The sequence below is a fragment of the Shimia sp. genome (genome assembly GCF_965227725.1).
Lineage (GTDB): Bacteria > Pseudomonadota > Alphaproteobacteria > Rhodobacterales > Rhodobacteraceae > Shimia.
Window position 1 is genome coordinate 266,164 of sequence record NZ_CBDDGH010000001.1, and the last position, 11,799, is coordinate 277,962.

Below are 11,799 nucleotides of genomic sequence, written 5' to 3' on the forward strand. Positions count from 1 at the left end.
CTTAGCGTTCAGGCGGCAAATGGGTCAGCCCATAACCGGCAAAGATCTCTGCGATCCGCCCATCCTGCAAGGCCGCATAAATCGCATCATCAACCGAATAGCTGAGTGGTCGATAGCGGAAATTCACGCCCAACCCGATGGTCCATTTGCCAACTGCAAAGCCCGGCAACGGCGGCTGATGCACGCCGACACCGTCGCCTGCTCCGTATTCCAGCTGCGCCAGCGGCCCCATCGCGGCCATCACCTCACCAGCCTGCAAGGCCGCCATTGCCCCGGCCATCGAAGGAAAGCGGTGGATCTTGTCACCACCGCCCCGACCGCCAATCAGGCTCGTCAGGTAGAAGTCTGCGATCGAGTCATTTTCGACCGCCACAGTGTCAAATCGGAAATATGCCGGAACCGGCTTATCCTCGGGATATTTAGCCTCATCATAAGCAATCGCAATCGTTTCCGAGGCATACTGCCCTGTGAACACCACCTGCTCGACGCGGCAGGTGAATTCGCTGTCATAAGGCACACGCAACATCACATTGGAAACTGCGCCCCCGACAATTGGCCCCTTCCACAACGTGTTGCGCAGATCAGCCTCAAGGTTTTCATCAGGCGACACAAATTTGAACCTGGCTTTGACGCCGAGGTCCTCAGCGATAAGCTCGCCAATCTTGACATCGATCCCGGCAGCTGCGCCATTTTCTTCAAAGGAATAGGGCGGGAAATCCTCGTAGACCGCGAACTCGATCCACCCCCGCTCCTGGATGGTGTCCAGATCTACGCCCACAATATCCCGGCTCGCGTTTTGCGGCTTGGGTTGGGGGATATGGTTCTCACAACGCGCCTGCGCCAACCCGGGAAAGGCCAGCGCTGCACATATCAAAACATGGGAGTATATCTTCACTTACTGTGCCGCCGATAGTCCAATGGTGAGTGCTTCATGAGCACTTTTGACGTCAACGACCTCTGCCGCAAGATATTTTGCCGCCCGAAACGGCGCACTGTCCGCCACCGGCGCCCCTGAGCCCGTTTCAACACCAGAAGCAATCTGCGCCAGTTCCACCTGCAACGCACTGACGTCTCCCGCACCACCAGTCTCAATCGATACCAGCGCGTCGCGAATTTCTTTGAGTCTTGGCGTCACATCATCCAGCGCGCCATCGTCGGGACGGGCCTCGATATAGGTCCGGATTGCCCAAGCCGCTTTCTGCCCCAGCAACTCGTCAAAAGCAGGCATCTTGGTGATCCCGTTCTGCGTATAGCCATATCGGAACCGCTCCACATACCATTCATCCCCGTATTCTTCGGCTTCCAGATAGCGCAGATCCGGGGCCAGACCACCAGAAATCACCTCCAGGCCATGACAGCGCGCACAATTCTGATTGTAGCCTGACGCCCCAATCCGCACGGCCTCAGACCACACCTCTTCGCCCATGGCCCGATACGGATTTTCGATCAGCCATTCGTCACCCACATCCGGCAATGCCTCCGTGTTCACCGGCTGCGGGGCCACATCTCCATGCCCAAAAACAGACGTTGCGCTCAGCGCCACCACTGAAATTGCCATCACAACCCGATTTGCCATGAGACCCTCCATAGACAGTTTACACAAGTTGCTCATGTTCTAGAGCGGGGTTCGGGCACGCGGCTATTAGACCAAAGTTTCGATTAGGCACCTCTTTCGACTAAAGTCCTATGGTGCCGCAAATGCGTCTAGATAGCCTGCAGCCATGAGTATTTTGAAACCCATTGCTGTTGCAGCGCTGCTAGCCTTTGGATTGAGCGCCGCCGCCTCGGCCGAGATCAATGTGAACATACACTATCTCAAGGTCGAACGAGCGTTGCCCCCGACCTTATCAAACCTCGACCCTGTGCCAGAAAACCTTGGTGTTTCCGGAGCAGAGGTGGCGCTCAAAGACAACGCCACCACCGGTCGTTTTCTCGGTCATGACTACGCCTTGGAAACCATCGAGGTCTATTTGGGAGAGGATCCCCTTGCCAGTGCGAAGCAAGCACTTGAAACAACCCCGCTCCTCCTCATCGACGCCCCAGCAGCGATCGTCACGGCAATTGCTGATCTGCCTGAAGCACAATCCGCGCTGCTTTTTAACGTTACTGCCCCTGACAATACACTTCGTCGCGAAAACTGCCGCCGCAATGTGCTACACACCGCGCCCAGCCTCGCGATGCGCACCGATGCATTAGCACAGTTCTTCGTCAAACGCCGCTGGGACCGGCTCGCGTTGATCGAAGGCACCTATGCGCAAGATCAATCCTACGCAAACGCGCTGCGCGAAAGCCTTACCAAATTTGGCCTCGGTTTGAGATCATCAAAGACATGGGCCTTTGACGCTGACATGCGCCGCAATGCAGCCCAAGAAGTGCCCCTCTTCACACAAGAGCTGAAAGACCATGATGTTCTGCTCGTGGCCGATGAAGTCCATGATTTTGGGCGCTACATCGCCTTCAACACCTGGGAGCCACGCCCAATTGCCGGCTCAGAAGGCATGACAGCCACCGCTTGGGCACCTGTGGTAGAACAATGGGGGGCAGCCCAGCTCCAGTCGCGTTTTGAAAAGGCGGCAGAGCGTAAGATGCTCCCTCAAGACTACGCAGCCTGGGCAGCTGTGCGCGCGATTGGCGAGGCTGTCACCCGCACGAGTTCCGCAGATCTGCAAACCCTACGTGCGTTCATTCTCAGCCCCGAGTTTGAATTGGCGGGATTTAAAGGCCGCCCCCTGTCCTTTCGCCCCTGGAACGGTCAGCTGCGCCAACCGATCCCGCTGACACATTCCCGCGCCCTGGTGGCCATGGCGCCACTCGAAGGCTTTCTGCACCCAGTCTCCGAGCTCGACACTTTGGGTCAGGATCAGCCCGAAACCACTTGCACGGCTTTTGAATAGGAGGTCCGCCATGCCTTTGCTGCCCAACACCGCCAAATCAACCGCCTTGGCTCTTTGCCTTGCGCTGCCTTTCAGTCCTGCACAGGCCGAAGAGATTTGGATCTCCAACGAAAAGGACGACACGATATCGGTCATAGATGTCGCCACTCTAGAGGTCGTCCGCACCATCGAAACCGGAGAGCGCCCCCGCGGCATCACCTTCAGCCATGACCACAAGGTCCTCTACATCTGCGCCTCAGACAGCGATGCTGTTCAGGTGATGGATCCTGAAACCGGAAAGATCCTGCACGACCTGCCTTCTGGTGAAGATCCGGAACAGTTTGTGCTGCACCCAGACAACCGCCACCTCTACATCGCGAACGAAGACGACGCGATCACAACGGTGGTGGACGTAGAGACCCGTAAGGTTGTAGCCCAAATTGATGTAGGGATCGAACCCGAAGGCATGGCTGTCTCACCCGATGGCAAATACGCCATCACCACGTCGGAAACGACCAATATGGCACATTGGATCGACACTGAAACTCAGGAACTCGTGGCCAATACCCTTGTCGATTCACGCCCACGTCATGCCGAATTTGCGGCTGGCGGCTCCGAACTTTGGGTAAGTGCTGAGATTGGAGGCACCCTCTCGGTTTTTGATGTGGAGAGCAAAGCCGAGAAGGCCAAAATCGAGTTTGAAGTAAAAGGCGTTCATCCGGACCGTGTGCAGCCTGTTGGCTTTGAATTTACCGGCGACGAGAAAACAGCCTTCGTCGCACTCGGTCCCTCCAATCACGTCGCCGTCGTGAATGCCGAAACCTTCGAGGTTGAAGAGTACATTCTGGTTGGGCGTCGTGTCTGGCACATGGCTTTCAACACGGACAAATCTCTCTTGTTCACGACAAACGGTGTCTCCGGCGATGTGACCGTGATTGACGTGGCCGAACGCGCCGCAGTGAAGACCATTAAGGTCGGTCGCTTCCCTTGGGGCGCGGCGCTGCGTCCCTAAGCAAAAAAACCGACAATGCACCGACGCGATAACGACGCAATACATACGCAATACCGACCACAAAATGAGGGCAAAATGACTTTCTTACGCACATTGATTTCCGTGACCGCCATGGCCTGTCTGGCTGCAACCGGTGCCTTTGCTGATGACGATGATGATGACGGTTTTGGTCTTGCTGGCATCCTCTCTGCCAAAAACAAAAAGGACCTACCCCCCATCACTCTCAGCGCGGGTGTGCCGCTTTCTGAAGAGAATTGGGAACTAAAATCAGGCACTTATTATGAATTTGAGATCGAGGCAGACGGCAGCCAAGAACTTGCCCTTGTCGGCGCAGAGTTCTTTCGCGCCATTTGGATTGATGAAATCGTGATCGAGGGTTTGGAAATCCGCCCGCTTGGTCTGGACTCCGTAGAGTTTGACGAAGCAGGCGCAATGGAGATAGGCTTTTTGGCAATAAAGCCAGGCAGTTACCACATGAAAATCCCCGGATCGACTGGCGAAACCCAACGCATTGAAATCGAAATCAAGTGAGCCTGAGTGTCAAAGGACTGTCCTACGACTACGGCGCAAAAAAAGCGCTGGATGACGTGTCCTTTGACGTCGCTTCTGGCACATTCTGCGCTTTACTCGGCCCAAACGGAGCCGGAAAAACAACGCTTTTTTCGATACTTACCAGATTGTTCACAGCACAGTCAGGCACGATTGAAATCGCGGGACAAGACCTCTCCCAAAAGCCTCTTTCAGCGCTAAAGCAGATCGGTGTGGTTTTTCAACAGCCAACGCTGGATCTTGATCTGACCGTCTACCGCAACCTCAAGTATTTCGCCGCTCTTCAAGGACTTTCCGGGACCCACGCTGAGAACAAGATCATGGAATCCCTTGAGAAAATGTCGATGGCGGACCGTGCGGGAGAGACGGTTCGTAAGCTCAATGGCGGACACCGCAGGCGCGCTGAGATCGCCAGATCTCTGATACACGACCCGAAGGTCCTGCTCTTTGACGAACCCACCGTGGGCCTCGACGCTGCCAGCCGCTCAGCAATCACCAAACATGCACACGCGCTGGCGGAAGAAGGCTATACCGTACTTTGGGCAACACATCTAGCGGACGAAATATCTCCAAAAGATCAATTGGTTATCCTCCAAAAAGGTGCCATTTTAGCCAACGACAATGCCAAGAACATAACGGGCGACAGCTCACTCACTGAAACCTTTCTTGAAATCACCGGAGCTGAAGCGTGAAACCATATTTTGTCGCGCTTCAAGCCATCGTCACACGCGAAGCACTGCGGTTCATCCAACAACGCGGGCGTTTTGTTGCAGCGCTCGTGCGCCCTCTCGTTTGGCTCTTCGTTTTTGCCGCTGGCTTTCGCGCAGCACTTGGCCTTTCCATCACGCCTCCGTACCAAACCTATATCCAATATGAGACCTACATTGTTCCCGGATTGTGCGGAATGATTATGCTTTTCAATGGGATGCAATCTTCCCTCAGCTTGGTATACGACCGCGAAATGGGGTCAATGCGATTGCTTTTAACCGCACCTTTGCCGCGCTGGTGGCTGCTCTTCTGCAGGCTCTTGGGCTCAACTATCATCTCGATTGCACAGGTCTACACCTTCCTACTAATCGCCGATCTCTATGGGCTACGCTGGCCCACTGTGGGATACCTTACTGTCTTACCAGCGCTGATTTTGACGGGCCTCATGCTTGGCGCACTAGGGTTGGCATTATCCAGCTTTATCAAGCAGCTAGAGAACTTCGCAGGTGTGATGAACTTCGTCATCTTCCCGATGTTCTTCTTATCGTCGGCACTGTATCCGCTTTGGAAAATGGCCGAAAGTTCGGAGCTTTTGCACGATATCTGCGCCGTAAATCCGTTTACACATGGGGTCGAACTGATCCGATTTGCCCTGCACCAACAGATCAACCTCCAAGCGACGTTTTGGGTTTTACTCGCAACGCTCTGTTTTGGCACCCTCGCGATATGGGGATATGATCCTGCGCGCGGGATGAAGCGTCCAAGAGGTTAGCAGAAGGTCGCTGGGCGTCCCTCCAAGCGCAAGACGCGATCTGCCAAGCGCTCTGCCTCCTTTGGGACATGTGTCACGAGAACCGTCGCCACATCGGTGCCACTCCGCAGTTCCTCAAACAGGCCCATCATCTCTTCCGCCAACGCTTCATCAAGCGAGACAAATGGCTCATCCATAAGCAAAACTTGCGGATCAGCGACAAAAGCGCGGGCAAGCGAAAGGCGCCTTTGCTGTCCGAGGGACAATTGCCCGGGAAAGCGATCTCCTAGCCCCTTCAGGCCGACATCAATGAGCTTTGCTTCAGCCTTTTGTGCACTGACCCCGGTTGCGAGGCATAAATTATCCCCCAAGCTACGCCATGGCAGCAATGTAGGCTCCTGAAAAACCATTGCGACACGCTCAGGCCTTTGGACTGTTCCGGAAAACCCGGTTTCCAGCCCAGCCAATATTCGCAATATGCTGGTTTTTCCAATACCCGAAGGCCCCGTAATTGCGACAGTTTCGCCTGCTGAAAGAGTCAAGGACAGATCTGCCAAAATGGGCTGCCCTGATAAGGACAGCCCACGCAGATCTAGGTTAAGAACATTCTCAGACACTAGTTGGTGAGCTGCGCGAATAGGCCAGGCGGAAGACTTTTGGCCTCACCAACAAGATCGTCTCCGCCAAATTCAGCCATCAAGCGAAGCATTTTATCGGCAGCGATTTCATCCACAGCGGCGCCAGAGGGAATGCCCGCTCGGAAACCCGCTTTAAGTGCCGCAAATTGCGCGTCTGATTTGGCGTTCATACGAGGGCGCAAACGTTCCCATTCCGCCTCGTCAGTTGCCAAAAGCTCTTTTGCACCACGTGACGCGGCCGCTAGCCCATTTACCAAGTTTGGCTGATCGCGCAGCATTTCACCGCGCACGACGTAGCCGAGCAGAGGGGTCTTCGGATCAAGCCCCAGCGCCTGAGCAGCATCAGATACGTCAATCAGTTTGCGCATGCCGCCGGCTTCCATCTTCGCCATAAAATGCCAAAAGTTTATCGCCCCACCAAGATCCCCGGACAATGCTGTTTTAAAGATCAGCGGTGGTGCTCCGAAGACTTGTTCCGTATCTGCGGCAAGATCGACCCCATATTCTTGCTGCGCATAAGCTCTTAGGATCAGCCAGCTTTTATCGAGCGGGCCACCAGCAATACCAATTTTTTGTCCACTGAGGTCCGCAAGGGACTGTGCTGAACTGCCCTCTGGGACCATCAATCCACCAACTGCGGTTGAGTAAGGAATGAAGACGTAGTCTTTGCCTGCTGCACGTTGCCTCGCGACCCAGATCCAGTCAGACACGATCACATCTGTCTCACCACCTTGGAACGCCACCTTAGCGGCAGAGCCACCAGCCACGCCACTGACTTGAAGCTCAAATCCATTCGCTGTGTCTAATCCGTGATGCTGGATCGTATCCAATTCCCAGTTCACCGTCCCAAACTTAAGAACTGCCGCGCGTAGAACCTGCGTCTCCGCGATCACCGTATTTGCTGTCAGACCAACGCTCAAACAAGCGCCGGCGACTAAGCCAACCATTCTGTCAAAATATGACATCACATCCTCCCGTTTGCAGCATACTAGCATCCGGGCTTTTCTCCGGAATACGACCAAAGCATGGGCCAATTCTGAGGAAGACCGAGCGCCCTCAACCCTGCAAACTAAGTTCATTGCTGCCTTGTCGGGTCATTCCGCACTGTCTCGAAAGTGCCTCGGCGATCTTTACGACCATTGTGCAATTTCACGAACGGGTGATCTCAAAGATAGTGACACCAGAATTTGCGCGCGCATGGACCGTTTCAGCGCATTCTACAGGGAGGACATTATGAGAAGTTTATTGCTGGCCACGACGGCTGCGGTATTTTCGTTCGGCTACGCCTCAGCAGAGGTGACCGATGACGACATCGCCAATGATTCAACGATCACCAACCAAATTGTCACCAATGGTATGGGCCGCGCGCTACAGCGTTATTCTCCGTTGGATATTCTGAACAAAGACAACGTCAAAAACCTTGTCCCTGCCTGGGCATTTTCGCTCGGCGGCGAGAAGCAACGCGGCCAGGAAACCCAGCCGCTTGTCTATGATGGTGTGATGTATATCACCGGTTCCTACAGCCGGATGTACGCAATTGACATCGAAACCGGTGAAGAGCTTTGGCAATATGATGCGCGTCTGCCTGAGGGTATTCTCCCTTGTTGTGACGTCGTCAATCGCGGCGCTGCGCTCTATAAGGATCTCGTGATCTTCGGCACACTCGACGCACGCATTGTGGCGCTCAACAAAGACACAGGTGATGTGGTCTGGCGTGACAAAATCGAAGACTACAAGGCAGGGTATTCTTACACCGCGGCACCAATGATTGTGAACGGATTGGTGGTAACCGGCAATTCGGGCGGCGAATTTGGCATCGTTGGCGCAGTGCAAGCGCGTGATGCAGAGACCGGTGAGATGGTTTGGGAACGCCCGGTCATTGAGGGGCATATGGGTACCCTTAATGGTGAAGAAAGCACCATGACCGGTACACTTAATGCCACCTGGCCCGGCGACATGTGGAAGACCGGTGGCGGCGCCACCTGGCTTGGTGGATCCTATGATGCCCGCACCGACACCATCATCATGGGTGCGGGGAACCCGGCGCCGTGGAATTCCTGGCTGCGTGATGCCGGACAGAAAAACGATGGCTCTGGCGATAACCTCTATGCAGCTTCCCGCATCGGCATCGACCCGGCGACTGGCGACATCAAATGGCACTTCCAGACAACACCGCGTGAGGGATGGGACTATGACGGCGTAAATGAGGTTGTCGCCTATGACAATCGCGCCGGTGAGCAGCGATTGGCGACCGCAGATCGCAACGGTTACTTCTACGTACTGGATGCCGCAGACGGGGATTTTGTGCGCGGTGTACCGTTTGTGAAGGACATAAGTTGGTCATCTGGCCTTGATGAAAACGGCCGTCCGATCTGGGTTGAGGAAAATCGCCCGGGCGATCCAGCCGCGGCAGCTGATGGCCAAAAAGGTGAGGTGATTTTCGCGAGCCCCTCTTTCTTGGGCGGAAAAAATTGGATGCCAATGGCGTTTAGCCAAAATACCGGCAACTTCTATGTCCCTTCCAATGAATGGGGAATGGACATTTGGAATGAGCCGATCACCTACAAAAAAGGTGCTGCCTATCTTGGCGCTGGCTTCACAATCAAACCCAACTACGAAGATCACATCGGTAGCCTGAAAGCGATCGACCCGGACACCGGCGAACTGGTTTGGGAATTCAAGAACGATGCACCTTTGTGGGGCGGCGTGATGACCACTGCAGGCGGATTGGTCTTCACCGGTACTCCCGAAGGCAAATTTATCGCCTTCGATGATGCCACAGGAGAAATTCTCTGGTCGTTCCAAACCGGTTCCGGCATTGTCGGTCAGCCCGTCACTTGGGAACAAAACGGGGAGCAATATGTCTCAATCATTTCCGGTTGGGGCGGCGCTGTTCCACTTTGGGGCGGAGAAGTTGCCAAGAAGGTGAACTATCTGAACCAAGGCGGCATGCTTTGGACTTTCCGCCTGCCCAAGCAACTGGCCTCTGCGGACTAATCAATCAGAATCTGTACGAAATCTAGACGGCGCGCGTTTGGCGCGCCGTTTGCTTTGAAGAAGTTCAAGCAGCGAATGCGTCAGCAACATCTCTAGCCTTCACCAGGCTACGTCCCTCGCAAATTACCATACCATCCGGAGTAAGGCAGCTGGCCCACAAGTCCACAAGATGCTTCTCTGGCCGCAAGCGCGTTATCTGCACCTTGGCTTGCAATGCGACCTCAAGTGGAGCTGGCGCTTTAAATACAAGCTCTTGCTTCAGATAGTTTGTCCCAGAACCTGGTAGCTTTACGCCTAATAAATAGGAAAACAGAGCGGCTATCAGCGGCTCCGGTACACTCTCCGCCTGCGCACCACTCAGCGTCTCGTAGAGCGCAAGATCATCGCGCGTGTAAGTGCGTGTGATTTCGGCACATTGACCAACACTCAACATGCGATTTCTGCCTCCCCGATCAGGCACGCTGCGCCATCAGCTTCTCTGGTGACTCGCATTTGCAAATAACCCGCCCTCTCCTCGACTATCCGTAGGTTCAAGGCTTCACCCGCGAAGGCAGGGTTGGGAAACATCATGCTCTGGCTCACCTGCGCAATCTTTGGGTCATAGCGTTTAAGTACGCCCCAAAGCTTGCTGTAAATCAGCATCCCATGGCTCACCGTGCGTCCAAAGGCCGTTGTGGCGCAAAAGTTGGGGTCCACATGGATCGCATTGTCATCGCCTGACACCTCGGCAAAAGCATCAAACTCCGCTTGCGTGGGCACCCAACGTTCGTGCAGGTCAATCATGGTAAAACATCTCCCTGAGGTCTGGTTTACAGACCTTGCCCGCCGCTGTGCGCGGGAAGTCCTCCACGATGCGGACATGCGCAGGAACCTTGTAGCCCGCTAATCGCTCGCGGCACCAAGGGCGCAGCGTCTCCGGCTCAAGTCTCTCTTGAGGGCGCAACATCACAAAAGCGGCCCCTACCTCGCCCCACTTGTTATCCGCGATACCTACGACTGCGGTTTCCAGAATGGCTGGGTGCGCGTTCAACACCCGCTCCACTTCCGCCGGATAGACGTTTTCTCCACCGGAAATGAACATGTCTTTGATGCGGTCCACGATATAGTAGTAACCGTCCTCATCCCGCCGCGCGACATCCCCGGTTGCCAACCACCCACCCTCGGTGAAAGTCTTTGCAGTGGCCTCCGGATTGCCAAAATAACCCGGCGTGATCCCTGGCCCACGCAACTGCAGTTCGCCCGCTCCGATCTCGCCCTCCGGCACGCCAGCAAGCCGCACGTCGACCAGACTCTGCGGTCGCCCCACCGAGCCAATTTTCTCCGCCGCATGAGCCTGATCCATCAAAAATACCGTCGGCCCCGTCTCTGTCATGCCCATGCCGTTCAGCACCTTCGCGCCTTTTGCAGCGAAGAAACGGATCAACGGCTCTGGCAAAGGCGCGCCGCCACAGCCACAGCGGATCGACGCCCAATCCAACGCACCCACTTCGGGCATCAGCGACAGCGCCTGATAAATCGCGGGCACACCGAAGAACTGATTGATCCGGTCAGAGGCCAGCAGCTCAAACAGCACCTCTTCTTCAAATTTGGGCAGGATTGTCGAACTGCCACCATTGAGAAACACAGGTAGTGTATAGAGATTGATCCCCGCCGTATGAAACAGCGGCAGGAAACACACCGCGCGATCTGTGGACGCAATATCGATGGCTTGCCCGATATTGATCGCATTTGCCCAAGCCATCCGAGCGGTCTGGATCACCGCTTTCGGAAGCCCGGTGGTGCCGGATGTGAAGAGCAGATACCAAGGCCGCTCCACCGGAACCGGCGCATTCAACGTTGCGCCGCCAGCGGCGATCCAGCCTGCAATATCGTCCTCAATCGTCGCAAGCGCCGCGCCGCATTCTGCAGCCACCTCGCGCGCGGTGCTCTCAAACTCCGCGTCCGTGATCACCAGCTTTATGCCAACGCCATCCAGCGTTTCGACAAGTTCAGGCGTTGGTTGCCGCCAATTCAGCGGGCACAGGATGATCCCGGTTTTCTGACAGGCAAACAGCGCAATGAAAAACTCCGCCCGGTTAAGACAGATGATCGCCACCCGGTCCCCTTCTGCCAGACCCTGCGCCAGAAATCCCGCCGCAACCGCATTGGCCGCCGCATTGATCTGCGCAAAGCTCCAGTCACGACCGGTCGTCGTGTCATGAAACGCAAGCGCATCCGGGCTCAGCTCCGCCCTCTTCGCCGCCATATCTGGGATCACATCAAACATCGCTC

The 11,799-nt window shown here is 55.3% G+C and carries 13 protein-coding genes; 6 read left to right on the forward strand and 7 right to left on the reverse strand.

Features of this window, described 5'->3' with window-relative positions:
- Nucleotide 1: 1 nt before the first annotated feature.
- Together ACO07T_RS01255 and pedF are read right to left on the reverse strand one after the other, a co-directional pair.
- The gene (locus tag ACO07T_RS01255) at nt 2-889 is read right to left on the reverse strand and encodes a substrate-binding periplasmic protein (protein ID WP_422048590.1); all 888 of its coding nucleotides are present in this window, start codon (nt 887-889) and stop codon (nt 2-4) included.
- Between the two features lie 6 nt (nt 890-895).
- The gene (gene pedF, locus ACO07T_RS01260) at nt 896-1,576 is read right to left on the reverse strand and encodes a cytochrome c-550 PedF (RefSeq protein WP_422047923.1); all 681 of its coding nucleotides are present in this window, start codon (nt 1,574-1,576) and stop codon (nt 896-898) included.
- Nucleotides 1,577-1,721: 145 nt separating this feature from the next.
- On the opposite strand from pedF, the gene ACO07T_RS01265 reads away from it, so the two are divergent.
- The 5 genes from ACO07T_RS01265 to ACO07T_RS01285 all read left to right on the forward strand — a co-directional run bounded on the left by ACO07T_RS01265 (nt 1,722) and on the right by ACO07T_RS01285 (nt 5,914).
- Nucleotides 1,722-2,894 carry an ABC transporter substrate-binding protein gene (locus tag ACO07T_RS01265; protein ID WP_422047924.1) on the forward strand — a complete coding sequence of 391 codons (1,173 nt, stop codon included), beginning with the start codon at nt 1,722-1,724 and terminating at the stop codon, nt 2,892-2,894.
- A gap of 10 nt (nt 2,895-2,904) precedes the next feature.
- Entirely contained in the window at nt 2,905-3,885 is a 981-nt protein-coding gene (locus ACO07T_RS01270) for a YVTN family beta-propeller repeat protein (protein ID WP_422047925.1), read from the forward strand.
- Nucleotides 3,886-3,960: 75 nt separating this feature from the next.
- Nucleotides 3,961-4,416 carry a hypothetical protein gene (locus tag ACO07T_RS01275; protein ID WP_422047926.1) on the forward strand — a complete coding sequence of 152 codons (456 nt, stop codon included), beginning with the start codon at nt 3,961-3,963 and terminating at the stop codon, nt 4,414-4,416.
- Complete coding sequence (locus ACO07T_RS01280; protein WP_422047927.1) at nt 4,413-5,126, forward strand: ABC transporter ATP-binding protein; 714 nt, start codon at nt 4,413-4,415, stop codon at nt 5,124-5,126. The genes ACO07T_RS01275 and ACO07T_RS01280 overlap by 4 nt, the downstream gene beginning before the upstream one ends.
- Nucleotides 5,123-5,914, forward strand: coding sequence for an ABC transporter permease (locus ACO07T_RS01285; RefSeq protein WP_422047928.1), 792 nt, complete (start codon nt 5,123-5,125; stop codon nt 5,912-5,914). The genes ACO07T_RS01280 and ACO07T_RS01285 overlap by 4 nt, the downstream gene beginning before the upstream one ends.
- Here the strand turns inward: ACO07T_RS01285 and ACO07T_RS01290 are convergent.
- Both ACO07T_RS01290 and ACO07T_RS01295 read right to left on the reverse strand, forming a co-directional pair.
- Entirely contained in the window at nt 5,911-6,450 is a 540-nt protein-coding gene (locus ACO07T_RS01290) for an ABC transporter ATP-binding protein (protein WP_422047929.1), read from the reverse strand. The genes ACO07T_RS01285 and ACO07T_RS01290 overlap by 4 nt on opposite strands.
- Nucleotides 6,451-6,509: 59 nt before the next feature.
- On the reverse strand, nt 6,510-7,496 hold the full coding sequence (locus ACO07T_RS01295) for an ABC transporter substrate-binding protein (RefSeq protein WP_422047930.1): 987 nt from the start codon (nt 7,494-7,496) through the stop codon (nt 6,510-6,512).
- Nucleotides 7,497-7,764: 268 nt separating this feature from the next.
- Here ACO07T_RS01295 and ACO07T_RS01300 point away from each other — a divergent pair, with 268 nt between their 5' ends.
- Nucleotides 7,765-9,528 (forward strand): PQQ-dependent methanol/ethanol family dehydrogenase, encoded by a 1,764-nt coding sequence (locus ACO07T_RS01300; protein WP_422047931.1) that lies wholly within the window; start codon nt 7,765-7,767, stop codon nt 9,526-9,528.
- Between the two features lie 64 nt (nt 9,529-9,592).
- Here the strand turns inward: ACO07T_RS01300 and ACO07T_RS01305 are convergent, their stop codons facing one another.
- Genes ACO07T_RS01305 through ACO07T_RS01315 form a run of 3 tightly spaced genes read right to left on the reverse strand, consistent with a single transcriptional unit; the run spans nt 9,593 to nt 11,794 of the window.
- Nucleotides 9,593-9,961, reverse strand: a complete 369-nt coding sequence (locus tag ACO07T_RS01305) for a phosphate acetyltransferase (protein ID WP_422047932.1) — start codon at nt 9,959-9,961, stop codon at nt 9,593-9,595.
- Complete coding sequence (locus tag ACO07T_RS01310) at nt 9,955-10,311, reverse strand: MaoC family dehydratase (protein ID WP_422047933.1); 357 nt, start codon at nt 10,309-10,311, stop codon at nt 9,955-9,957. Before ACO07T_RS01310 ends, ACO07T_RS01305 begins: the two co-directional genes overlap by 7 nt.
- Nucleotides 10,304-11,794: a class I adenylate-forming enzyme family protein gene (locus tag ACO07T_RS01315; protein WP_422047934.1), complete on the reverse strand. Its 1,491-nt coding sequence runs from the start codon at nt 11,792-11,794 to the stop codon at nt 10,304-10,306. Before ACO07T_RS01315 ends, ACO07T_RS01310 begins: the two co-directional genes overlap by 8 nt.
- Between the last annotated feature and the right edge of the window lie 5 nt (nt 11,795-11,799).